The sequence below is a fragment of the Bacteroides sp. 14(A) genome, assembly GCF_000526555.1.
In the GTDB taxonomy this organism is placed as follows: Bacteria; Bacteroidota; Bacteroidia; order Bacteroidales; family Bacteroidaceae; genus Bacteroides; species Bacteroides cellulosilyticus.
The window spans coordinates 807,483-833,519 of record NZ_JAGH01000001.1; the positions used below are offsets into that span (position 1 = coordinate 807,483).

The window sequence follows — 26,037 nt, forward strand, 5'->3', positions numbered from 1 at the left end:
TAACTTTATGTTGACCTATAGAAGAAAGCCGTTTCTGTGAAGAAACGGCTTTTTGTGTCTACTATCGTGTGTCTTTCATAAGAGCTGTTGAAATCTCGTCATTCTATTGACATCCTAACTTCACTTTCTTGTAGCGTAGTTGAAATCTGTAGCCTCCACCTTTGCACCCCGAAAGGATTCTTGATTTATTTTATCAATTGAACAGTATGAAAGTGAAAAGATGTTTTTTAGAATGGAGTTTGGTAAGCAGGCGTTTTGCCGTTGCCCTCACCTTTGTTTTAGGGGGAGGAATGTTGCTTGCTGCTAATCTTGTTCCACTGAAAGGTGTGGTAAAAGATGCCTCAGGAGAACCGCTGGCCGGCGTTACGGTGAGAATCAAAGACGGAAAGTCGGGAACAATCACTGATGTGAACGGACATTTTGTCTTGGATGTAGAGAAAGGGAAAAAACTGTTACTGAGCTATATCGGGTACTCAGAAACAGAAGTATTGGTAAAAGATGACCAGCAAATGCAGATCGTACTTAAGGAAGATGCGCAACAATTGCAGGAAGTGGTGGTCGTAGGTTACGGTACGGCAAAGAAAGTAAATCTGGTGGGTGCTGTGGACCAGATTGATAGCAAGCAGATTGCAGAGCGCGGCAACAGCAACATTTCTCGTTCGTTGCAAGGTATGGTGCCGGGGCTGAACATTACATTCAGTGACGGTAAACCTTCGCGTACGCCATCCATTAATCTTCGTGGAACAGGAAGTATTGGTGCAGGTGGTAGTGCCCTTGTGCTGATAAACGGGGTAGAGGGTGATCTCAACTCGGTGAATCCCGCAGATGTGGAAAGTGTATCTGTACTGAAGGACGCTTCTTCGGCTGCTATCTATGGTGCGCGTGGTGCTTTCGGAGTGATATTGGTAACTACCAAGAACGCTACTGCCGGAAAGACGAAAATCAATTATAACGGAAGTTTCTCCATGCATCAGCGTACGGTGAAGACAGAAGATGGTATCGTTAGTAATGGTTTGCAGTGGACCGATGGCTGGTATACGGCTTATCTGGAAGGTCAGGAGGCGCCTCCGGGAGGTATCAATAATGTATTTAAGTACTCTACCGACTGGTATAATGAATTGGTAAGACGCGATGCCGATCCTTCTCTGGATAAAGTGCGTGTCAATGATAAGGGGGAATATGAATACTTTGGTAATACCAACTGGCTGGATATCATTTATAAAGATCAGAACTATTCCACTGAACATAATGTCAGCATTAGTGGGGGAAATGAGCGTGCCCGGTATTATGTGTCAGGACGCTACTACAATCAGGATGGCATTTATAATGCCGGAGACGAAAAGTATACGCAGTATAATATCCGTTCAAAAGGAGAAATACAAATCAATAAATCTCTTTTGTTGGAGAATAATACAGATGTCATGATTTTCCGTTCCCACCAGCCCATGGTGATGTACGACCGCCAGAATATAACCCGCCAGGCACAACATCAGGGATATCCGGTGACTATGGAGAAGAACCCTGACGGTACTTGGACCGAGGCAGCCGTATATATCGGATGGGCAGGTTTTGTAGAAGGGACTTCCTGGCAAAAGGACAATAAACTGGATGTACGCAATACGACGACCTTGACGTATACACCTATAAAACAGCAATTGATCTTTAAAGGTGACTTTACTTATTACAGTAGCAAGTCCACCCGTCTAAGAGCCGAGAACCAGTATAATTACTATACAGGACCGGAAATAATGGGAACCCGTAACACATTCAGTTCTCTGGAAAATATGGATTATAACAAGGAATATCTCTCAAGCAATATTACCGGTAACTATATTCCTAAATTTTCTAATTCCGATCATTACCTGAATGTACTGTTGGGCTGGAATCTTGAGCACCAGGATTATAAAACGATACAAACTTATCGCCGTGGTCTGATTAGTGCCACTAAACCGAGTTTTGCTCTTATGGATGGTGATTATTATACTACGGGACAAGGCGGAAATGAGTGGGCTTATGTAGGTTTCCTCTATCGTTTGAACTACAATTATAAGAGTCGTTACCTGGCAGAAGTAAGTGGACGTTATGATGCCTCTTCCAAATTTCCCGAGAATCAGCAGTGGGGGTTCTTCCCTTCCGGATCACTGGGCTGGCGTATTTCTGAAGAGCCTTTTATGAAATCTACCCGCAATTGGCTGGATAACCTGAAAGTCCGTGCTTCCGTAGGTAGTCTGGGCAACGGTAATGTAAGCCCTTACCTCTATCTTTCTACAATTCCCATTAAGAAAACATCTGTTATTCTGGGTGATGCATTGCAGACGTATGCCACTACTCCGAATATCGTTCCCAACAGTCTGACCTGGGAGAAATCGACAACTTATGATATTGGTCTGGATGTCGATATGCTATCTAACCGTTTGTCGATGGTGTTCGACTACTATCAACGCTATACAACGGATATGTATACAGTAGGTCCTACCTTGCCTGCCGTACTGGGAGCCGCTACGCCTAAAGGTAACAATGCGGAGATGAAAACCAAGGGCTGGGAACTTTCGGTCATGTGGCGTGACAATTTTACACTGGCTAATAAGCCATTTAATTACAGTGTAAAAGCTATGTTGTGGGATAGTCGTACCTGGGTTACTAAATTCAATAATCCTACGAAACTACTCTCCACTTATTATGAGGGACAGGAAATCGGTACTATCTGGGGATATCATATCGAAGGATTATTTAAAGATCAGGCTGAAATAGATGCTCATGCAGATCAGTCTAAACTAAAAGTATCCGCTACGAATATTCTGAAACCGGGTGATCTGAAATTTGCCGATCTCGATAAAAGTGGTACGGTGGATAATGGTCAGAATACATTGGATGATCACGGTGACCTGAAGGTTATCGGAAATACTACGCCTCGCTATCAGTTCGGTCTCAATTTAAGTGCCAATTGGAATGGTATTGGTATTAGTACTTTCTTTCAGGGTGTAGGCAAGCGAAACTGGTATCCGCATCGCGAGTCAGCTTTCTTCTGGGGGCAATATGACCGTCCTTACAGCTATATGCTGAAGGAGCATACCGGAAATAATGTATGGACAGAAGAAAACCAGAATACCGATGCTTATTGGCCCCGCTACCGTGGCTATCTGGCGAATGGTTCTACAAAGGCGTTGGGTATCCAGGCCAATGACCGCTATTTACAGAATATAGCTTATGTCCGTCTGAAGAATCTTCAGATAGATTATACTTTTAATAAGAAGTTTTGCGATAAACTGCACTTGCAGGATTTGAAGATTTACCTTGCCGGTGAGAACCTGTTGACATGGACACCGCTGAACAAGCATACTAAAATGTATGATCCCGAAGGTATCAGTGCCGGTGATGCAGATTTCCGTTCTACTGCCAATACTGATGGAGACGGATATGGTTATCCTATTTTGAGCAGTTATACAATCGGTATCAATGTAACCTTTTAACACAGAAGATGAGTATGAAAAAATATTGGTTGATAGGTCTGTATGCTTTGGCTCTGACCTCTTGTGATAGTTTTCTGAATTGTGAGCCCGAGAACAGTTTTTCTTCCGAAGGCTTTCTGGAGTCGGAATCGGACTTACGGCTTTATACAAATGGTTTTCTGCAAAGTTTCCTGCCCAGCGAAGAAACAATAGCCTGGGGTGGTGACCAGTATGCAGACTTTTGTGCAACTCGTTCGTCCACTACTTTTTTGATCGGTGACACGTGGGATGATACCCAACAAGGCGGTTGGGGAACCGGTGACTGGGGAGATCTGCGACAGATTAATTACTTTCTCGATAATCTGCCTAATGCTAAAGGCAAAGTAACGGATGCCATTTATTTGCATAATGAAGGTGTGGGACGTTTCTGGCGTGCTTATTTCTATTATGGTATGGTCAGAACGTTCGGTGATGTGCCTTGGTATGAAACGACATTGGATGTGGATAATAGAGATGAATTATACAAACCACGTGATAAGCGTGAGGTTGTTATGGATAAGATATTGGAAGATCTCGACTTTGCCTGTACCAATTGTTCCACGGATAAGACCTTGACAGAAAGTAGCACATTGATAACGAAATGGGTGGCATTAGCACTCAAATCCCGTATCTGTCTGTTCGAAGGTACCTACCGTAAATACCATACGGAGTTAGGATTGCAAAGCTCGGCTGAAAAATTTCTGCGTGCTTCTATTACTGCATCCGAAGAACTGATGACGAAAGGCCCTTATAAATTACTGAATACGGGAGATGTGGAGACACAGTATCGTTCTCTGTTTACATCGGAAGAACTGAACACAACGGAGGTAATCTGGGGTATTGCCTTCAAAAAAGATTTGCGTATGCACTCTATTACCTGGAAACTATTCTCAGCCTCATTCGGTGCAAACTGGTCATTGGTACGGCCTTTTGTCAATATGTATCTGATGCGCGACGGTAATCGTTTCACTGACCGTACGGATTATGCTACCATGCAGTATATGGATGAGTTCCAGAATCGTGATTGTCGCTTGATGCAAACAGTTATTTCGCCGTCTTACCAGCGAAAAATAAGTGGTACGGTGAAGCCGGATGCACCTAATTTCTCTATGACATCCACCGGCTATCAGCTTATTAAATGGGCTATAGATGACGATGTGCATGTAGGAAAGGCTACTGCCAATAACTCTATTCCTATTTTCCGTTATGCGGAAGTATTGCTGAATTATGCAGAAGCGAAAGCGGAATTAGGAGAATGTGATGAAACGGTGTGGAATGCTACGGTCAAACCATTACGCGAACGTGCCGGAGTGGAAGGGAAGATCCCTGCCACCTATGACCCGTATGTAGCTGCTTACTTTAAAAATCAAACAACGGATAAATGGGTGTTGGAAGTACGTCGTGAACGTGGTGTGGAGTTAGCTTTTGAGGGAGTTCGCTATGATGATATCATGCGCTGGAAACAGGGGGACTTGATCGAAAATGTATGGCAAGGTATTTACATTCCCCAGAAAGGCGAAGCGTATGACCTGAATGGTGATGGTATAAAAGATGTAGCTGTGGTGGATAAAGAGCCGCCAGCCGATGAGAAGATTAAGGGCGTGCAATATGTGGTAATTGGTAAAACCAACCGTTTGTCCGAAGGTGACCACGGATATATTGAATTTGGCTTTAGCCAGGGACGTAAATGGGATGATAAGAAATACTTGCGCCCGATACCGTTGACGGCTACTCAGATAAATCCGGCTTTATTGCCTCAAAACCCAGGTTGGTAATAGTAACTTTAATGATAAAAATAAATAGATAACATGAAAGTAAAGAAAGTATTAGTAAGTGCGTTCTTTTTGGCAACCTGCCTGATGAATGTACAGGCGCAACGCCGGAATGAAATTCAGGTTCCCGATTTAGATGGATACACTACTTTGAAGTGTGATTTCCATATGCACACTGTTTTCTCTGATGGTCTGGTTTGGCCTACGGTACGTGTAGATGAGGCTTATCGTGAAGGACTGGATGCAATTTCTCTGACAGAACACATCGAATATCGTCCTCATAAAAAAGATGTTGTGGCAGATCATAACCGTTCGTTCGATCTTTGTCAGAAACAGGCTGAAAAGCTGGGGATACTTTTAATCAGAGGTAGTGAGATTACCCGTCCGATGGCTCCCGGACACTTTAATGCCATTTTTCTGGCTGACTCCAATCCATTGGAACAAAAAGAGTATAAATATGCTTTCAATGAAGCCAAAAAGCAGGGAGCATTTATTTTCTGGAATCATCCCGGATGGGCAGCCCAACAACCGGATACTACTAAGTGGTGGCTCGAGCACACAGAACTCTATAATGAAGGTTGTATGCATGGCATTGAAGTAGCAAATGGCCCTCTGTATATGCCCGAAGCCATTCAATGGTGTTTGGATAAGAATCTGACAATGATTGGCACTTCTGATATCCATCAACCCATTCAGACTGATTATGATTTCTCTAAAGATGAGCATCGTACCATGACATTCTTCTTTGCGAAAGAACGTTCCTTGAAAGGCATCCGTGAAGCATTGGACAATCGTCGCACTGCTGCTTATTATCGAGAGTTGGTGATTGGACGTGAAGACTTGCTTCGTCCATTCTTTGAAAAATGTGTAGAAATAGAAGAGATCAGCCGTAATGAGAAAGGAGTGACGCTCTCTATAACCAATACTACGGATTTAGTCCTGAAACTGAAAAAAACGGCACATGATACTTCTCTGGTCTATTTTCGGGATATGACGCTGAAGCCGCATACACGTTATAGTGTCCGTATCGGATTTGATAATAGCATCAAAGGAGGAGATATGAATTTTGAAGTGACGAATTTTATAGTGGCTCCTGATAAAGGATTGGAGTATACTATTTCTCTGTAAAAAGGGTTTGTTTTGTTAAGTTGCCCGGTCTTGAAATATATCAGGACCGGGCATATTGTATATGTAACTATTCTATTTCCAAGAGGTCGCTCATGATACCGTCTGAGATGAAAATACCCTCTCTGGTTAGCTTTAACCGATCGTTATGTAACTCTAATTTTCCATTTTCCAGATAAGAACTGGCTTGTTCCAAACAATATTTCCAAAGTCGGTCGCCAAACTTCTTTTTCAGCTCTTCAGTGGATATTCCCCACATTGTGCGCAGACCTGTGATGATGTATTCATTGTAGCGGGTTTGTGTGTCCAGTTGTTCTGTTTCGTGTTGGCGTTGCCCTTGTTCTACAGATGAAAGATACTGATTTAGTGAGGCTACATTCCATTCGCGCGAGTCTCCATCAAAGGAATGTGCGGACGGGCCGCATCCCAGATAAGGGATACCTTGCCAATAAGAAGTATTGTGTCGGGAGTACATTCCGGGTTTGCAGAAATTGGATATTTCGTAGTGTTCGTATCCAGCGGCAGAAAGGGTGTCTATCAATGTGGAGAAGAAGTTCAGGCTACTGTCCTCATCTACTTGAGATACAGAGTGCTGTTGCAGCATTTTGTAAAGTGGTGTACCTTCTTCGTAAATCAGATGGTAGGCTGAAATATGCTCTACATCAAGACTGACAGCCTGCTGTAAATCCTGTGCCCAACGTTGCTCAGTCTCTCCGGGCAAACCATAAATTAAATCGATGCTGATATTCTGAAAACCTGCTTGCCGACAGCGTTTTACTGCTTCTATGGCTTGTGTGGCATTGTGCCGTCTGTTCAATAATTGCAGTGTTGCATCATCAAAAGTTTGTATTCCCATGCTGATGCGGTTGAACGGTAGAGTGTGCAACATTCCGATATATTCTTCCGTAAGGTCATCGGGATTTGCTTCAAGCGTTATTTCTGTTGCTTCCCTCATTCCGTAAACCTGTTCAATCGTTTTGAAAACCTCCTTAAAGTCTTCCTCCGATAACTGTGACGGTGTACCTCCACCGAAATAAATGGTTTCAACAGCTTCCCCTTTCAGATATTCTTTGCGTTCCGTCAACTCCCGGCAAAGGGCACGGATATATTGCGATTTCAATTCCGAACGTGTAGTGGAATAGAAATCGCAATAAATGCAACGTGTCTTGCAGAAGGGGATATGTATGTAGATGCCTGCCATAATTATATTGTTTCTGTAGAAGAGCTTTCGTAGCTCTTACTTTGGCGGCAAAGATAACTATTCCTTCCGAAACTTATATCAGGGGAGAGAAACCGTCTTTACCGTCCCGTCAGAGAAATAAATGGTTATAGTGTCTCCGGTCTGTTTAAAGGACTTTACAGGTGTCAGTTCCTTTTTAGTAAATGGCTTGCCACTCTTTTTCCATAATTGTAGTGTGATAAAGACTTTATCACCGGAATGAGTTGTGGCTGCATTGATTACAGAACATTTATTACTTACCGGATGTAGTCCTTCAGTCTGTACAAATTCCACTTCCGACCAACCCTGGAGATTGATAAGCGCTGTTTGATAGGCACCATTATCCATGCAGTAGGCAGTGTATCCTCCGGCCTTTTGTTCCTTTGTAACAATGTGACTTTCTAATTCCGGTAATGAATAGTGTCCGTAACGTAATTCTGTCGTAAGCGGGAAAGAAACTTTGTCTACACGCAGAATACCGTTAGGAAGCGGAATATCTGCCAGGCGGAATTTGATTTCCGGGTTTGTTTCAAGTTCTGCATCCCGGTAATAAATTCCATCTTCAAACTTTTTGAATGTATAGAGGCGCAATACTTCCCATTCTTGTTTGTCATTCAGTACAGCATAGTTCATGGACACTTTACCATCTGGGCTGTCTGCCATCCAGGGGAATGCAGTGTTATAAGACAGTTTATTATAATTTTCGGTAGAACGGAATTTCTGCCAGTCTTTGGCAACCGTTTCATGGCACCATGCACGTATTTCCGAAGTGCCGCTATTGGGATAGTTTGTCACTAAAGTATTGGAACCTTCCATAAACTTATTGTATACTTTGCCGGATTGAAATTCTTTTTCCCAAGCTCCGTTATTCTCAATAGCTGTCCAGAACGGATTATCGGCAGGTAATAATAATCCAAGGAACGCTTTCCCCATCCAGTAAACGCTGCCACGACAACTATAAATCTGTACGGCAGGCTCAAAAGCCCCATAGAATCCCAGCGTGGGTACCCGGTCTTTCATTAATGCAGGATTTTCAAGGAATTGGAGCAAGGTGGAAGAGGCAATGCGGCGCATCCAGCCATAGTTGATAGACGGATCATTGAGCCACCCCATCAGCGGGAAGGGCACAGCGGCAGCTATACGGTACGTAATACTGCGTCCATACATATTCATTTTTCCATCTTCGGCAAACATGTAGGGATAATTAGGGACCAGGTCACGGAAGTTGCTGACAAACTGTCGTCCGGCTTCCGGATTGAACTTCTCACCGTAGTAATGCGCCCAAATCATACCATACATCTGAAAAGCCCACATACTATAATAATCATAGGCCGGACTATCATTATACCATCCATATCCACGATATTGTGCCAGTGATTTTTGCAGCAATTCATCCATATAACCGTCTTTGACCTCATAACCCTGATCTTTGAAGAAAGACATGACGAATATATTAAAAAAACGCCAGTTAGAACCGATTGTAGGCCCGTTGCCATAACTAAGCATCAATGCGGCAAGATCATCTTTCTCCTTTTGTGTCAATGGTTCCCAAATAATTTCAGGCATTACAGTAAGTGACAGGGCGAGTGCTCCGAATTCTACAAGCGTCTGGCTTGGCCCACCTTTGAGATGTTGAATATATCCGGGCTTAGACGGATCACTCATGTTGCGCAACTGTTGCCGGTAATAATCTCCGACTTTGATTCCATTCAGTACCAGATCCGGATTTTCTTTTAGTAGCGGAATTGCTACGAACATAGTGCGGCAAAGTCCCTCTAAATTCTCCGTTTTATTAGGTTTTCCATCTGTTGGATAACTCTTTCCCGGCTGTTTCGGGAAATGCATCGGATCGTCCGGTGTGTGGATGTAGCTGAATGCTCCGTCCAGTAAATAGGTTGCAGCATCAAGCCAATGTTGGCGAGTCATACCGGTGAGAGGACTCAACTTGTAGTCCGGTTGTACTAAATGAAATACGGAATCATTTTTAGCCTGTGGCAGGGAGGCATTTACTTTTAATGAAACTAATAAAGTAAATAGTAATAATCCTCCGGTCATTTTTGAGAATACAATTTTCATCATTGCGTGTGTATTACATGGTAAGAATATTCTTATTTATTTTTCTCTGCAAAGAAAAGGTATTCTCTGCAATGTAAACGACTACTTTAGTGCCAAAAAGGTTGAAATTTAGATCAATATTGTTTTTTGGAGCTTATCAGCTCCTTATCCGAATCGTATCTGGACCGTACTTGCTCCGTACGTTCTTCGGTCAGAAGTACCTCTGGACGGAGAAACTACGGACTTGGTACGGAGCAAGTACATCCCGGGTACGTCCCGATATAGAATTATTGAAATATAATATTACCAATGGATAAGATACTTTTAGATATATTTACGTATATTTGTCGGACTTTATTAATTATATTCTAAACCAAGTTAACCATGAAGGTAATGTTTACAATGAAAGAAAAAATCTGGAGTTTTGTGTTTTGCTTTGGAATATTTTTCCCTTTGGTATGTCAGGCCATCGCAACACCTAAGCCAAACACTCTGGTGTTTAAGTCTTCATCCATATTGAACAGTTTGCCCAGTAAAGATGTGCAATCTGTCTATCAGGATCGCGACGGATATATCTGGATATCTACCCGTAATGGACTTTTCCAATATGATGGTTATTCTCTTACTACTTATAAATCCAATCTTTTTCGCACTGATTTGCTGACCAATAATAATGTTTTTTGTGTGGCAGAGGATGCAAAACACCGTCTTTGGATTGGTACTTACAGTGGTCTGAATGTTTTGGACAAGAAAACGGGTGCGATACGGAAAATAGATCATCCGGAGATGAATGGTAATAGTATCCCTCAAGTCCTGATAACCAGTGATGAACGTATTCTGTTTGCAACAGATTGGGGAGTGTATGAGTATCAGGAAGATAAAGATGATTTCTTATGCCATGGTGGCGAAAATACAGGGAATGTGATGCCCAGGACTGCCATCAAATCTCTGTTTGAAGATGACCGGGGAGATATTTGGATTGGAACATGGGATGCAGGGTTGTATCGTTATGAGAAGAAAACCGGGAAATATTTCAGATACCCGCGGTTGAATGAACAAAACTCTGCTCATTATGTATTTCAGGACAGTCAAAAGAATATTTGGGTAGGTACTTGGCGTGGCGGTTTGGTTTTGTTGAAAGATGCCTACCAGCCGGATAAGACCACTTGGATTACTTATCGGTATGATGAAAAGAACCTTGCCGGTATCTCGGATGATATTATCTATGCGTTATCCGAAGATCTTAATACTCATTCTTTATGGGTAGGAACCCGTAAAGGACTCAGTGTACTTCCGTTGACAGGGAATTACACGGGTGCTGAGACTTTCAGTAATTATTATCCCAGTGAATCGGATAGTTCTATAGCCAGTGACGAAGTGGCTTCCCTTTTGCGTGATCGTCAGGGACTGATGTGGGTAGGTATGATTGGTGGAGGTGTAAACAAAGTGAGTACTCGAAAAGCTGATTTCTATTGGGATCAGTTGTTGGAAGTCAAACGGATGCTGAAGACTACTTCGGTTCGCAGTATTTTGCTGGATGATGAAGGATTACTTTGGCTGGGAATAGGAACTTATGGATTAGGGGTGAAGAATCGTCAAACCGGGAAATTCACTTATTATACTCAAATGCCTGAATTCGACCGTTATCGTGGTATTTCTACGGTTATGTCTATGATGCAACATTCCGTAACAGGACATATTTGGATTGCAGCTTATGACGGAGGAGTTTATGAGGTAGATAAGAAGGCGCCTGTGGCACAGAGGGTGAGGAATTATTATGCTCAGGATGCGCCGTGGTTGGCAGGTTCCTGTGTTTTTCATATCTATGAAGACTCAAGGCACAACCTTTGGTTTGCTACGCGTAATGGAGTTTCAATGCGTACAATGGATGGAGAAGCGGTGCGATTGGATACTTTGCAAGTAGGAAATAGCCAGATGAGAAACGTTCCGACTATGTATATGACCGAAGGAAATGACGGAGATATGTGGGTGGCTTCCAATACACATGGAGTTTTTCGGCTTCATTGTGATGAAAAAGGGAGCTATACCGTTTCATGTTATTCTGCTACGAATGGAAAGCTCAACAGTGTGTATGCCGATTGTCTTTACACAGATGCCAAAGGACGCATTTGGGTAGGAACAGGAGGCAGTGGACTGAATCTGTATGATGAAGCAACCGACACTTTTCTTCCGGTACATGCGAAATGGAATCTTCCGGGAGATGCGGTTGTCAGTATCAGGAGTGATAAAGAGGGTGATTTATGGTTGGGTACGAATGCCGGATTGATAAAACTTGCCCTATCGGATAACTTGGAAAGTGCGACATTCCGTTTGTACACCACAGTAGATGGTTTGCAGGACAATATATTTATTCGTAGTGCCCAGGCGGTTGCAGCTGACGGTGAAATGTTCTTCGGCGGACACCGGGGATATAATAGCTTTTATCCTGAGAATCAGCAGGAGCAGCCTTTTTCTTCTTCTGTGATAGTGACTGACATTAAGATTTTCAATCAGTCATGGGGAAATCTGCCAGCTAAAGAGCGAATGGAGATTTCAGAACTTTCACCCGCTTTTTCAGATGAGATACAGCTGGACCATTGGCATAATAATTTCAGCATCGAATTTTCGGCATTGGAGTATGCTAATCCGGAGAGAAACCAGTATGCTTATCAGTTGGCAGGTTTCGATTCTGACTGGCAATATACGGGTGGGGCCAAGCGTTTTGCTTATTATAATAACCTGAAGCCCGGAACTTATACTTTCCAATTGAAAGCTTCTAATGCCAATGGCATTTGGGATGATGAGATGCTCCGGATGGAAGTCGTTATTTTACCGCCTCCCTGGAAAACATGGTGGGCTTACACCTTATATATTATATGTGTTTGTGCTATTATCTATTATACTTTCCGGGTGATACGTAATCGAATCCGTTTGCGAAATGCTCTGCATTTGCGTGAGATGGAACAAGCTAAGGCAGAAGAGGTTAATCATGCTAAATTACAATTCTTTACTAATATTACTCACGAGCTACTGACTCCGTTAACCATTCTTTCTGCTTCGGTGGATGAGCTGAGACGGACCGCACCCACGTATAAGGAGCAATATAGAGTGATGAATAACAATATCAATCGCCTGATACGTTTGCTGCAACAAATCCTTGAATTTCGTAAGTCGGAGACAGGAAATCTTAAGCTGCGGGTTTCCGAAGGTGACCTTACGCAATTTGTACATCGCAGTCTGGATAGCTTCCGCCCGTTGATGAAGAAGAAAGATATTCAGTTTCAGATTTCATGTTCACCTGATCCTTTCAACGCTTATTTTGATCCCGACAAACTTGATAAGATACTCTATAATTTACTGTCTAATGCTTCTAAATATAATCGTGCCGGTGGTCTGGTCAGTGTGGAACTATCTGAAAATGAAGACCGAACAGCACGATTAGTGGTGAAAGACAATGGCCCCGGTATATCAGCAGAAGCCCAGAAGAACCTTTTCAAACGCTTTTATGAAGGAGATTACCGGAAGTTCAAGACTATTGGAACCGGCATCGGTTTGTCATTGGTTCGCGATTTGGTAGTGCTGCATCATGGTACTATTACGGTAGAAAGTGAAGAAGGGAAAGGTACATTGTTTATTGTAAACTTTCCGGTTCTTCATAATTCGTATGCGGAGGAAGAAATAGAAGAAAGTCTGCCGACAGATGCGGAAGAAGCAAAGCAAGAACTCTTATCAGATGAGTTTGGCGAAAATGTCTCTGATGATGATAGTGAGGAACAAGCCGAGCCGACTGCTATCCGGTCTTCGTACTCTTTACTGATTGTTGAGGACAATGAAGAGTTATTGCAGTTAATGACGAAATTGTTGGGTGCGGATTATATGGTTTACACAGCTAATAACGGTAAGGAAGCTATAGATGTGGTAGAGCAGGAAGAGATCGATCTGATTGTTTCTGACGTAATGATGCCTGAGATGGATGGCATTGAATTCTGCCAGTATATTAAAAATAAGTTTGAAACATCCCATATTCCTGTAGTTTTGCTGACGGCTAAGAATAAGGAGGAAGACCGGGTTGAGGCTTATGAGTCCGGTGCTGATGGCTTTATCAGTAAACCTTTCAATCTGAGTGTTCTCCATGCACGTATCTCCAACTTGCTTCGGAGCCGTGAACGTATGGGAAAGGACTTCAAGAAACAGTTGGTATTTGAAGCTAAAGAATTGAATTACACCAGTGTTGATGAGGATTTCCTGCAACGGGCTATTGATTGTGTGCATCGTCATTTGGATGATCCGGATTTTGATCAGGCGAAGCTGTTGGAGGAGATGTATATGGCTAAATCGACTTTCTTCAGGAAGTTGAAGTCATTGACCGGTCTTACTTATGTTTCCTTTATCCGGAATATTCGTATGAAAGCAGCCTGTCGTATAATGGAAGAGAAGAAGAATATTCGTATTTCAGAATTGGCGTATGCTGTGGGTTATAATGATCCGCGTTATTTCAGTAATAGTTTTAAGAAAGAGTTTGGTATGCAACCTTCCGAATATATGGAGCGCTTTACTTCGAATGGCACAGTGGAAGATGATGTTCCGGAAACATAGAGCATATATTTATTAACCATCTTGTCTTTTATACTGCAAGAACAACTTCCGGAAAATGGAATGTTGTTCTTGCAGTCTTATTGTGTTACTTACCCGTTTATTCGTTTTATACATTTCTTTTAAAACTCTCTCACATTTGAAAATTTATGTAGAATAATGTTTCATTTCATGTAGAAAATTGTGTCATGAGACAAATTAGCATCTGTTTGGGCTGTTGTAGAAGGCATATTGCTTTTTGCCCCCATACTTTTGTGTCGCAATCAAGAATGAAAATGATAGAGTTTTTTTTAGTTCTTGTTGTAAATAACAAACCAATGTTTAATCTTAAAATTAATGAGAAACATGAAAAACAAAAGAGGCAAATTGATTACAGTACTTTTTGTTGCTGCAATGTCTGTTAGTCTTTTTACAGGGTGTAGTGACGATGCTACAATTACTGGATTGGATGAAGGTGCATTGCCTGAATTGGCATCCGACACAAGGGCTGTTACAGATGAGTTGATCGAATCAGATTCAATCAGTAACTTTAGTTTATTAGCTGCAACTGAATATAGTGATGCAGAGTTAAAAGAGCGCATAAGGAATGGGTGGTGGAAACAGTATGCTTATACTTTGCCGAATGGTAAAGTAACTCCGGAAATATCAGGATATACTGATTATACGCAGAATATATATCCGGATGCTACTACATTATTCTTTGTTGGAAGTGAGGTGTTGAAAAATGTTAATGTACAATTCTCTCAAATAGGTACAACTCCATACTATTATGAAGAAATTAGTACTGGATTTTATGAATTTAAGGTTGCTTATCCTGTTCCTGTCTTTTTTGAATTCGTAAGTAAAAAAACAGGAGAGCTAGTTGATACTATTATCTTTTTTCCTAGCCGTTCTGTCCAGTAAGGGCTATATAATGAGACTTAATAATTAAATATATGTTTAATCTTAAAATTATTGCTAATGGAAAAGCAAGAAAATTTCTGTAAACGACAGGCTCAAAAATTATGTCGATTATTTCCAGTTGCAATTTTATTGTTTTTGTTTTTATCTGTTCCTCTTAAGGGATATAGTAATGAAGCTTTTTCTTCAGAAGGCATGCAACAAAATACAGTAAAAGTGACTGGTACAGTTAAGGATACAAATGGGGAGCCGATAATTGGTGCCAATGTAATGGTAGTGGGGGCGGCTACTGGTGTTATTACTGATATCGATGGTAATTTCACACTTAATGTTCCTGTAGGAAGTAAGTTACAGTTTAGTTTTATTGGTTATAAGGAACAGGTAGTTCCTGTTAAAAAAGGTATTAGTCTTAATATAGTATTAGAAGAAGATGCCCAGATGTTGGGTGAAGTAGAGGTGGTAGCTTACGGTGTACAGAAAAAAGTATCAGTTACAGGCGCCATTTCTTCAATGAGAGGAGATGACTTGTTAAAGACTCCCGCAGGATCTATTTCTAACATCCTTTCTGGGCAGGTAACCGGTATTTCTTCTGTGCAATATTCTGGTGAACCGGGTGCTGATGCTGCTGATATCTACGTACGTGGTATAGCTACCACTAATAATGCCACTCCATTGATTCAGGTGGATGGTGTGGAACGTGATTTCTCTCAGATTGACCCGAATGAGATAGAGAGTGTAACTATATTGAAAGATGCTTCTGCAACTGCTGTATTCGGTGTACGAGGTGCGAATGGTGTTATCTTGATTACAACTAAACGTGGTGCTGAAGGAAAAGCGAAGATTTCATTTACTACTTCTGCCGGTGTTAATGTGCGTACTAAAGAATTAGAGTTTGCAAATTCTTATCAGTATGCTTCTTATGTTAATATGATGAGGACTAATGATGGTAATGAGCCTCTTTATTCGGATGAGCAGTTGGCTGCTTTTCGGGATCATACTAATCCGTTACTTTATCCGGATATTAACTGGATTGATTACTGTATGAACAAAGCTGCTTTTCAGTCACAGCACAATGTTAGTATCTCCGGTGGAACAAATAATATGCGTTACTTTGTGTCTGCGGGTTTGTTCACCCAAGATGGTATGTTTAAGCAATTCAATCTGACAGATGATTTTAACTTTGACTATAAGCGATATAATTATCGGGCAAATCTGGATTTTGATATCAGCAAAACAACATTATTATCAGTCAATATTGGCGGACGCGTGGAGAGTAAGCGTACTCCTGAGTCTGGTGAAGATCAGAATCAATTGTTCCGTAAACTTTATTGGGCTGTACCTTTTGCCAGTGCGGGTATAGTAGATGGTAAATATATCAAAACGAATGCGGATTATGTTACTAAACCTGGAGCAGATGGTTTGGAATCTTATTATGGCAAAGGTTTCCGTAATCAGACAACGAATGTATTGAATCTGGACTTGGTGCTCGACCAGAAACTTGATTTCATAACAAAGGGACTTTCTATAAAATTGAAAGGGTCATATAACTCTTCTTACTCAACCACTAAAATAGCCAGTTCTTCCGTAGCTACCTATACACCGGTTGTAGATGACAAGGGTGCTATTACTTACAAAAAATCAGGTTCTGATAGCCAGACGAGCTATCGTGAAGGAGATTATGGTAAGGGACGCGACTGGTATATGGAATTAGCCTTAAACTATAATCGTAAGTTTGGCAACCACAGTGTTACTGGATTGTTTCTTTACAATCAGTCAAAAAGATATTATCCAGGAGGAACTTACGACTATATTCCTACAGGTTATGTAGGATTGGTAGGACGCGTGACGTATGACTGGAAGACTCGTTATTTGGCCGAATTTAATGTTGGTTACAATGGCTCTGAGAATTTTAATCCCGAAAATCGTTACGGCTTTTTTCCTGCCGGTTCTATTGGTTGGATTGTTAGTGAGGAACCTTTCTTCGCTCCTATAAAGAAGGTGGTGAATTACTTTAAAGTCCGTGCAACTTTGGGTATGGTAGGTAATGACAACTATGCAGGTCAGCGTTTCCTCTATTTACCTGGTTCTTATGGTTATGGACAAAATAATGATCATAATGGCCCGGGTGGTTTCTTTGGACAGAACATTGGAAATGCCAAGCCTGGTGCATGGGAGGCTACTCAGAGTAATCCGTATGCTAAGTGGGAAACAGCCGTCAAGCAGAATTATGGTCTTGACTTTAACATTCTCAATGACCATTTGAGCGTATCTGCCGACTATTTTATAGAAAAACGTCGTGATATTCTTAGAACTCCGGACTATCTGCCGGGTATTTTGGGTATGACTCTTCCGGCAATCAATGTGAATAAGGTAGAGAATAAGGGGTTTGAAATACAGGCGAAGTGGAATGATAGAATAGGAACTGATTTTCGTTATTGGGCTAATTTCAATATATCATTTGCACGTAACAAGATTGTATTCATGAATGAAGTTGAGCAAAATGAACCTTGGATGTATCAAACAGGACGTCGTATAAATTCACGCTCTATGTATAAGTTCTGGGGATTCTATGATGAGACAGCCGATTTGCGTTATCAGGAAGAATTTGGAATTCCTATTAGTGATCATGGAATTACATTGCAGCCCGGTGATGCAGTTTATGTAGACTTGAATAAGGATGGAAAACTGGACGGCAATGATGCGACACGAGATATAGGTTTTACTGACCTTCCGGAATATACGGCAGGTTTGAATTTAGGCTTTTCTTGGAAGAATTTTGATTTCTCCATGCAGTGGACGGGTGCCTGGAATGTAGACCGTATGCTCTCTGAATTCAGACAGCCGCTTGGTGATACTCAAAACAAAGGCTTGTTGTTGTACCAATATGAAAATACCTGGCGGTCTTCAGAAGACTCATATACTGCTAAATTTCCTCGTATTACGGCAACGAATCGTAAAAATAACTTTGAAAAAGGAAGTGATTTGTACTTGATTAATGCAAGCTACCTCCGTTTGAAGAATATTGAGATCGGCTATAATTTTGATTTCCCCTTCATGAGAAAGTTGAAGCTGAATAGCTGCCGCATGTATGTAAATGGCTATAATTTATTGACATTTACCGCTTTTGATTGGGGAGATCCGGAGTCTCGTCAGAGCGATCGTCCTAACTATCCGCTGACCAGAGTATTTAATATTGGTCTGAAATTAGGCTTTTAATGTTTATTGATATTGAAAATAAGAAACTTAAGAATTAAATACTTAAGATATGAGACATTTAACTAAATGGTTTATAATAGCATTTGCAGGAGTTACCATACTCTTTGCTTCTTGCGTCGATCAAATAAAGTTCGGTGATAGTTTTCTTGAAAAACCGCCTACGACGAACGACTTGAATCAGGATTCTATTTTTGGAAAAGCTGATTATGCCCGTGCATTTTTATGGAATGCTTATACAAAACTTTATTATGGCTTGCCTTATTACTGGGGTGGTTATGATGAAAAGAAAATGAACACCGGTATGTTTGAAATTCTTTCTGATTGCTGGCATAGTCATAACAGTTGGGATGGAGTGAATCGTCTCTATTATAGTGGTGCGTATACGGCAGCAGATGAAGATGGTTCCCGAGGTGATGTTCGTTACAATTATATAGATGATAAAGCCTGGAGTGGTATTCGCGCTGGATGGATGTTTATTGAAAATGTTGAGCGTGTACCGGATATGGACAATGCAGAGAAAGCGCGTCTGACTGCAGAAGCAAAAGTATTAATAGCTTCTCGTTATTTTGATATGTTCCGTCATTTTGGTGGTTTGCCGCTGGTAGACAAAACGTACGGTGTACAAGCTGTATACGAAGTACCCCGTGCAACAGCTGCGGCGACAGTTGAATTTATGATTGGTTTATTGGATGCTGCTATCAATGAATCGGAATTACCCTGGTCTCTGGGAACAGATGATTCTAATTGGCAAGGACGTTTTACAAAAGCGGCAGCAATGGCATTAAAATGTAAGATACTGTTGTTTGCGGCCAGTCCTTTGTTTAATGATAGTGAACCTTATTCTACAGAATCTCCACAAGATGCTGTAAGTAATCTGCAAGTATGGTATGGAGGTTATAATGCTGATTGGTGGGAACAATGCTATCAGGCATGTTATGAGTTTTTTGAACAGCTAGAAGCTAATGGCTTTTATGCATTGATGGAGGCAGATGGAACAAGTTCACAAAATTATCGTGATGCCTTCTTTAAAGCTTATTTCGAACGTCAGAATAATACGGAATTACTTATTTCTACTCGTGTAATAGGTAAGTTCAATAACGACTGGTGGTACAAATTTCAAACTGAATTTGTAGGCTATGGTAACTATACTCCAACCTTGGAATATATGCAGATGTTCCCAATGAGTGACGGCACACCTTTTGACTCCAATACATTGTTGGCTGATGGTGCTTTCCCGTTCTTTACTGATAATGACTATAACAAGCCGGTACGTGATCCACGTTTGTATGAGACGATGTTGGTGAATGGTGCTAATTTTGGTGACCATGCAGCTGAATTGTGGTTGGGAGGTCGTGATAACATTGACAATACGGAAAAGGAAACAGGAAAGGTCGCTACTGGTTTCAGCCTTTATAAATTCTATAAGACAGGTAACTTAAGCGGAACCTATCCTCAATGGCCTTATTTACGTTTAGCAGAAGTTTACTTGATTTATGCAGAAGCCATCCTGCACGCTAAGGGGGATTTGCAAAAAGCTATTGATCAGGTAGATATCGTACGTGCTCGTGTTGGTTTAGGTGGTTTGGCAAAATGTAATCCTACTAAGAATCTAACGACTGATAAAAATGCTTTATTGGAAGAAATACTCCGTGAACGTGCTTGTGAGCTTGGTTTGGAAGATGTACGTTTCTTTGATATGATTCGTTACAAACGTGCAGATCTTTTCCAGAAAAAACTTCATGGACTGAAAGTTTATCGTAATGATGGTGGTGGAAACAAACCATGGTCAGGTACTAGTGGCAATGCTTCTGAATATCCTAATAAACCTTCTAATTTCAAATACGAAGTGTTCGAACTTAAAAATATAGCTCGCACGTGGTGGAGCAATTTTAATCCTAAATGGTATTTAGCTGCTTTCCCGCCTTCGGAAGTAAACAAAGGATATGGACTGACACAAAACCCGGGTTGGAAATAAAGGTAAAAATAACCATATAATAAAGAAAGAACAACATGAAAAAATATAAAATAATAGTTTTAGCAATGTTGGCTTGTGTCTCTCTGAAAAGCTGGGCGCAAGAGGAAGGCAATATAGCCGGCAAAGTGGTTGATAAACTAGGCAATCCGATAGAAGGTGTATTGATTTCCGTTGAAAACAATCCGTTGGTACAGGCGACGACTGACCGTAATGGTAAATTTGAAATTATAGCCGATCATACTAAACGCTTGCAGGTACGTACTGGTAGGGATGATACTAAAATTGTGCCTGTAGCTGATGGGAAAGACCTGACGATTGTTATGGATTTCTCAAGTGAGAAAGTTAACTACGGTTTTGGTCTGAATCAGACCAATGCAGAATCTACAGGTGCGGTCTCTACAGTTTATGCCGATCAAATTGATAATCGTTCTACGTTTAATGTAGGTAATGCATTGTATGGTAATGTAACGGGACTTTATACTATGCAGAAGACGGGTAATGTTTGGGACCAGATTTCTTCTATGGCTATCCGTGGGCAAAAGACATTAAATGATAAAAATGGTATATTGTTGTTGGTGGATGGTCTGGAACGAGATAATGGCTATCAAGCATTGAATTATATCTCTCCTGAAGAAGTAGAGTCTGTTAGTATCTTGCGAGATGCAGCAGCAGTAGCCCTTTATGGTTTCCGTGGTGTAAACGGTGTAGTGAATATCGTAACTAAACGTGGTAAATACAAAAGTCGTGAGATAAACTTCTCTTATGATCATGGTTTTAATTCTCAAACTCGAATTCCGAAAATGGCAGATGCTTCTACCTATGCTAATGCTATCAATGAAGCCTTGGCTAATGATGGAAAATCTGCACGTTATTCTCAGAATGAGTTGAATGCTTTCAAGAGTGGAAAGTATCCTTATCTTTATCCTAATGTGAATTGGATGGACGAGGTCTTTCGTGATCAGGGAACTACGGATATAGCAACCTTAACATTCCGTGGAGGTTCTACTAAGATGCGCTACTTCACGATGTTGAATTTGCAGAATAATCGTGGTTTCATCAAGAATGCTAATTCCAATGATGGTTATTCTACGCAAGACAAGTATTCAAGAGCCAATTTCCGTTCAAATTTGGATATTGACCTGACAACCAAAACAAGATTACAGGCTAATATATCTGGTGTACTGAATGAATTCAGCCGCCCAAGCTCAAGTGGCGATAATCTGATCGGTAAGTTATATACAGTGCCGTCGACAGCATTCCCTATTAAGACGGAAAAGGGTTTGTGGGGTGGCAATAGTACCTGGAATGGTGATTATAATCCTGTATATCTTGCACAAGGTCATGGTTATACGAAAGGCCACACTCGCGCTCTGTATGCTGATATGTTATTACGTCAGGATTTGTCATCCATTACTAAAGGATTAGGTGGATCTGTACGTATTGGATATGATAACCTGGCTTCTTATTGGGAAGATCACCGTAGAAGTGAAAAATATGGTATGCAATCTGTTACTCAATGGACTAATGGCGAACCATCAGCTTTCACTGATTTTGAGGGAGGTTCGGTAGGTACTAGCGAAAGTTCAAAGTTGGATTGGCAGTATCGCTCTTTAAACTTTCAGGCAAATGTAGATTGGAACCGTAACTTTGGCAAACATGACCTTTACTCCATGCTGCTGTATACGTATAAGTATGACGATAGAAATGGCGTAAATGTAACTTTGTTTACTCAAAATGCAGGTTGGTATACTCATTATGGCTATGATAATCGCTATTTTGCAGATTTTACTTTAATGTTCTCTGCTTCCAATAAGTTGGATCCTAATAGCCGTTGGTTACCGGCTCCCACTGTAGGGTTGTCATGGGTTATCTCTAACGAAGCTTTCATGAAGAACCAAAATGTGATAGATTTCATGAAATTGCGTGCTTCATTTGGTATTATCAATACGGATAACACTCCGGCTGACGGCTATTGGCTTAATAAAATGGGAGGCGGAGGATCTTATCCTGTAATAGGTGGTAGTAATTTTGGAGATGGAGACGGTGGATGGTCTGAAGGTCGGTTACCTTCATTGAACGGAGTGTTGGAGAAAGCTTATAAGTATAATGTGGGTTTGGATATGTCTCTGTTGAAAGGTTTGACTTTTACAATTGATGGTTTTTATGAGAGACGTTCGGATATCTGGGTAAGTGCATTAGGACAAAATTCGGCTGTATTGGGCGTTGATGGAGCCTATAAGAATGCAGGTATAGTAGATAGCTGGGGTACCGAAATGGGTTTGGATTATAATAAACGTATTGGAGATTTCCAGTTACGTTTGGGTGGAACCTTCTCATTTAACCGTAGTGAGATTATCGAAAACTTGGAAGAACCCAAAGCTTATGAGTATTTAAGTGCGAAAGGAAAATCGGTTGGACAGATTTGGGGCTTACAAGCTATCGGCCATTTTGTAGATCAGGCAGATATTGATAATAGTACACCTCAACAATTTGGTCCGGTAAAGCCGGGTGATATTAAGTACAAGGATGTGAATAATGATGGCGTCATTAACTCCAACGATATGATTCCCATGGGCTATAATTCTGTTTGGCCGGAAATTTATTATGGTTTCAATGTAGGATTAGAATGGAAAGGTTTGGGCTTTAACGCTTATTTTCAAGGTGTAGGTAATTATACAGCTTGGCTTACATCCAGCGTATATCGTCCATTGATAAATAATACTTCTATTTCACAGTATGCTTATGAGAACCGTTGGACACCTGAAAACCCGAATGCCCGCTTCCCGCGTTTGACTACGGAAAATGTGGAAAACAATACGCAAAGTAGTTCTGTATGGTTACAAGACCGTTCTTTCCTGAAGTTGCGTAACTGTGAAGTATACTATAAGATTCCTTCTGCTTGGCTGAATAAGATCAAAATGAAAACAGCGAAGGTTTATGTAAGAGGTACAGACTTGTTCAGTATTGACAAAATCGATTTAACTGATCCGGAAGCTATAGGAGATGTTTATCCGGCTACCCGTTCCATACATATCGGTTTATCACTGGGACTCTAAATGAAATAAGTTAATAAAAAAAACTAAGATATGAAATTAAAGAATATATGTTTCGGTATTGTTTGTACGGCAGTATTAGTCGGATGTACAGACAAGATGGACTATCATGAATATACCAGCTACGATAAGGAGTATGTATTTTCTGACTTCGGCCGTACATCCGGATTTGTGAATAACATCTATTCCTATTTGGACTCTGATTTGCCCGGTTCAGGAGCATTGGCATCCGCCTGTGATGAGGCAGAAATGGCATTGACTTATTCAAGCGTACTTGACTATACGAATGGAAACTGGAATGCGCTGAATCCAAAGTCGCTGTGGAATTATTATACACCTATTCGTGCGGTCAATTATTATCTGAAAAATGCAAAAGATCTGGATTTCTATGACTTGCGTTTTACAGAAGATTATGAAGCTCAGATGAATCGTTTTAAGCGTTACCAGTATGAAGTGCGCTTGTTACGCGCCTATTATTATTTCCAGCTGGTACGTGCGTATGGTGATGTTCCTTTCACAACATCCGTGTTGACAGAGGCAGAAGCCAATAGTCTGAAACGTACACCTGCTTCGGAGATTTTTGATTTTATTGTGAGTGAATGTGATGCAGTGGCTCCGGAACTTCCAATAGATTACAGTAAACTTGAAAATGATGCTGCCGGTAATTCGGAGAAACCGGAAACCGGTCGCGTGACTCAAGGTACAGCATTGGCGCTGAAAGCACGCGCTTTGCTTTACCGCGCCAGCAAGCTTTTCAATGAAAGTGAAAATAAAGAGTTCTACAAAGAAGCTGCAAAGGCTAATTTAGATGTAATAAACTACTGTAGCAAGAATGGTATTACTTTAGGTAAGTATACTGACTTGTGGGGTGAAAATAACTGGAAAGCATCTGAGATGATCTTTGTGCGCCGTGTAGGTGCAACTACTGATCCTGAAGTTACTAATTTTCCGATAGGTTTGGAAAATGCGAGATCAGGAAATTGTCCAACACAGACTTTGGTCGATGCTTATGAAATGAAGAATGGCAGTGAACCAAATTCAAAGGATCCGTATACAGGGAGAGATCCGCGTTTTGCCATGACGATTGCTGTGAATGGGGACAAATGGCCGAATACAAATCCTAATCCGCTGGAAATTTATGTGGGAGGTAGAAATGCTTCGCCTATTCCTTATGCAACCCCAACAGGCTACTATCTAAAGAAATATGTAGATGGTTCTACGGATATCAGTGCCAGCACAGGTAGTGGAGGTAAAGTGCATAGTTGGGTGACATTCCGTTTAGGAGAGTTTCTACTGAATTATGCGGAAGCCACATTCAAATATTTTGGAGAGGCTGATAATAAAGATGGTGAACTTACTATGTCAGCTCGTGAAGCAGTAAATAAGATACGTAAGCGTACTGGTGTGGATATGCCGGAATTTCCAGAAGGTATGAGTAGTGATAATTTCTGGAAGCGTTATAAGAATGAACGTATGGTGGAACTTGCATTTGAAGGACATCGCTTTTGGGATGTACGTAGGTGGAAAGAAGGCGGTTTTAAGAGTCTTGATCGGGTAGTGATCACGAAAAATAGTGATGACTCGTTCACTTATACGCGCAATACTAAATCTTTGGTTTGGGATGATAAGATGTATTTCTATCCAATACCGGACTCTGAACTTCGTAAAAATCCGAATTTGACTCAAAATACAGATTGGTAAAACATACGTGTTTAACTATAAAAATGAGATATTATGAAATTGAACTTTAAATATATGATTGTTGTCGGGTTATTGATTGGCATGACAGGTTGCGATGATAACTTAGAAACTTTTGAGATAGGGGGGAGCACAGCGGCTCCCACTGCTATCGCAACATCGGCTGTAAACTCAGATCCCTTACCCGGACAAATTAAATTGACCTGGAATACTCCGTCTGAAGGTGCATTTGAATATCTTCAGATTAAATATCATGATCCGTTGACAGAACAGGATGTTTGTAAGATAGCTTCTATTGGTACGACTGAAATGTTGATAGAAGATACGCGTGCCCGTTTTGGCGATTATTCTTTCTTTTTCCAGACTTTCAATGCTGCCCATCAAGGTAGTGAGGTTACGGAAATAAAAGCAAAATCAGGAGCAGCACCATCTACTACGACAGAAAAGTCGCGTACAGAAATGAAAATAGAGGCGGATCAGCTTAGCACGAATGCACAGGAACCTTCTGAAGGGCCGATTAAGAATTTGATAGACGGTAAAGGCAATACTTTCTTTCATACGAGATGGAGTAGTCCTCAGATAGAATTGCCTCATTATATTCAGATTGATTTTAAGGAAGCGCATGAGGATTTTGCTATTTATTACCAGAATCGTACGGATAATACATGGACTTCGGAAGGGCGTCCTTCTGTAGTGGAATTACAAATAAGCAGTGATGGAAAAAACTTTGAAACAGTTGCGACACTGTCAGGTTTACCTTCGGCACACAGTACTGAATATACTTCAGAATTCGTTGTACCAGGGAAGACATTTACTTCTTTCCGTTTTAATGTAATTGCTACTTCGGGTAATACGAAGTATTTCAATTTGGCTCAATTTAAATTTTATGATGTGGAAGTAGAAATCTATGATCCTGAAACTGTACCTTTAGATTAATTTTAAT

At 41.0% G+C, this 26,037-nt stretch carries 12 protein-coding genes; 10 read left to right on the top strand and 2 right to left on the bottom strand.

Translation table 11 applies throughout. The features are described 5' to 3' along the window. Positions 1-206: 206 nt before the first annotated feature. From K429_RS0102825 to K429_RS0102835, 3 genes are read left to right on the top strand one after another with little or no spacing between them, the layout of a single operon-like run. Positions 207-3,470: a TonB-dependent receptor gene (locus K429_RS0102825; RefSeq protein ID WP_025725975.1), complete on the top strand. Its 3,264-nt coding sequence runs from the start codon at positions 207-209 to the stop codon at positions 3,468-3,470. A gap of 14 nt (positions 3,471-3,484) precedes the next feature. Continuing rightward, a complete protein-coding gene (locus K429_RS0102830; RefSeq protein ID WP_025725976.1) occupies positions 3,485-5,263 on the top strand; it encodes a RagB/SusD family nutrient uptake outer membrane protein in 1,779 nt (592 codons plus the stop codon). Positions 5,264-5,296: 33 nt separating this feature from the next. After that, positions 5,297-6,388: an Sb-PDE family phosphodiesterase gene (locus K429_RS0102835; protein WP_025725977.1), complete on the top strand. Its 1,092-nt coding sequence runs from the start codon at positions 5,297-5,299 to the stop codon at positions 6,386-6,388. A gap of 67 nt (positions 6,389-6,455) precedes the next feature. Here the strand turns inward: K429_RS0102835 and hemW are convergent, their stop codons facing one another. Further along, positions 6,456-7,586, bottom strand: coding sequence for a radical SAM family heme chaperone HemW (gene hemW, locus K429_RS0102840; protein WP_025725978.1), 1,131 nt, complete (start codon positions 7,584-7,586; stop codon positions 6,456-6,458). Positions 7,587-7,664: 78 nt separating this feature from the next. Further along, complete coding sequence (locus K429_RS0102845; protein WP_025725979.1) at positions 7,665-9,683, bottom strand: DUF2264 domain-containing protein; 2,019 nt, start codon at positions 9,681-9,683, stop codon at positions 7,665-7,667. 360 nt (positions 9,684-10,043) lie between these two features. Here K429_RS0102845 and K429_RS0102850 point away from each other — a divergent pair, with 360 nt between their 5' ends. The 7 genes from K429_RS0102850 to K429_RS0102880 all read left to right on the top strand — a co-directional run bounded on the left by K429_RS0102850 (position 10,044) and on the right by K429_RS0102880 (position 26,030). Beyond that, the gene (locus K429_RS0102850) at positions 10,044-14,255 is read left to right on the top strand and encodes a hybrid sensor histidine kinase/response regulator transcription factor (protein ID WP_025725980.1); all 4,212 of its coding nucleotides are present in this window, start codon (positions 10,044-10,046) and stop codon (positions 14,253-14,255) included. A gap of 342 nt (positions 14,256-14,597) precedes the next feature. Next, positions 14,598-15,155, top strand: a complete 558-nt coding sequence (locus tag K429_RS0102855) for a hypothetical protein (RefSeq protein ID WP_025725981.1) — start codon at positions 14,598-14,600, stop codon at positions 15,153-15,155. Positions 15,156-15,212: 57 nt separating this feature from the next. Then, positions 15,213-18,368: a TonB-dependent receptor gene (locus K429_RS0102860; protein WP_025725982.1), complete on the top strand. Its 3,156-nt coding sequence runs from the start codon at positions 15,213-15,215 to the stop codon at positions 18,366-18,368. Between the two features lie 49 nt (positions 18,369-18,417). Next, the gene (locus K429_RS0102865; protein WP_022208244.1) at positions 18,418-20,343 is read left to right on the top strand and encodes a RagB/SusD family nutrient uptake outer membrane protein; all 1,926 of its coding nucleotides are present in this window, start codon (positions 18,418-18,420) and stop codon (positions 20,341-20,343) included. A gap of 35 nt (positions 20,344-20,378) precedes the next feature. Next, positions 20,379-23,399: a SusC/RagA family TonB-linked outer membrane protein gene (locus K429_RS0102870; protein WP_025725983.1), complete on the top strand. Its 3,021-nt coding sequence runs from the start codon at positions 20,379-20,381 to the stop codon at positions 23,397-23,399. Positions 23,400-23,429: 30 nt separating this feature from the next. Further along, the gene (locus K429_RS0102875; RefSeq protein ID WP_025725984.1) at positions 23,430-25,097 is read left to right on the top strand and encodes a RagB/SusD family nutrient uptake outer membrane protein; all 1,668 of its coding nucleotides are present in this window, start codon (positions 23,430-23,432) and stop codon (positions 25,095-25,097) included. Between the two features lie 33 nt (positions 25,098-25,130). Then, the gene (locus K429_RS0102880) at positions 25,131-26,030 is read left to right on the top strand and encodes a discoidin domain-containing protein (protein WP_025725985.1); all 900 of its coding nucleotides are present in this window, start codon (positions 25,131-25,133) and stop codon (positions 26,028-26,030) included. Positions 26,031-26,037: the final 7 nt, after the last annotated feature.

Bases quoted from the DNA above. Each gene is read 5' to 3' on its own strand.
- K429_RS0102875 (WP_025725984.1), top strand. From the start codon at position 23,430: ATGAAATTAAAGAATATATGTTTCGGTATTGTTTGTACGGCAGTATTA.
- K429_RS0102830 (WP_025725976.1), top strand. From the start codon at position 3,485: ATGAAAAAATATTGGTTGATAGGTCTGTATGCTTTGGCTCTGACCTCT.
- K429_RS0102825 (WP_025725975.1), top strand. From the start codon at position 207: ATGAAAGTGAAAAGATGTTTTTTAGAATGGAGTTTGGTAAGCAGGCGT.
- K429_RS0102845 (WP_025725979.1), bottom strand. From the start codon at position 9,683: ATGATGAAAATTGTATTCTCAAAAATGACCGGAGGATTATTACTATTT.
- K429_RS0102860 (WP_025725982.1), top strand. From the start codon at position 15,213: ATGGAAAAGCAAGAAAATTTCTGTAAACGACAGGCTCAAAAATTATGT.
- K429_RS0102865 (WP_022208244.1), top strand. From the start codon at position 18,418: ATGAGACATTTAACTAAATGGTTTATAATAGCATTTGCAGGAGTTACC.
- K429_RS0102855 (WP_025725981.1), top strand. From the start codon at position 14,598: ATGAAAAACAAAAGAGGCAAATTGATTACAGTACTTTTTGTTGCTGCA.
- K429_RS0102880 (WP_025725985.1), top strand. From the start codon at position 25,131: ATGAAATTGAACTTTAAATATATGATTGTTGTCGGGTTATTGATTGGC.
- K429_RS0102850 (WP_025725980.1), top strand. From the start codon at position 10,044: ATGAAGGTAATGTTTACAATGAAAGAAAAAATCTGGAGTTTTGTGTTT.
- hemW (WP_025725978.1), bottom strand. From the start codon at position 7,586: ATGGCAGGCATCTACATACATATCCCCTTCTGCAAGACACGTTGCATT.
- K429_RS0102870 (WP_025725983.1), top strand. From the start codon at position 20,379: ATGAAAAAATATAAAATAATAGTTTTAGCAATGTTGGCTTGTGTCTCT.
- K429_RS0102835 (WP_025725977.1), top strand. From the start codon at position 5,297: ATGAAAGTAAAGAAAGTATTAGTAAGTGCGTTCTTTTTGGCAACCTGC.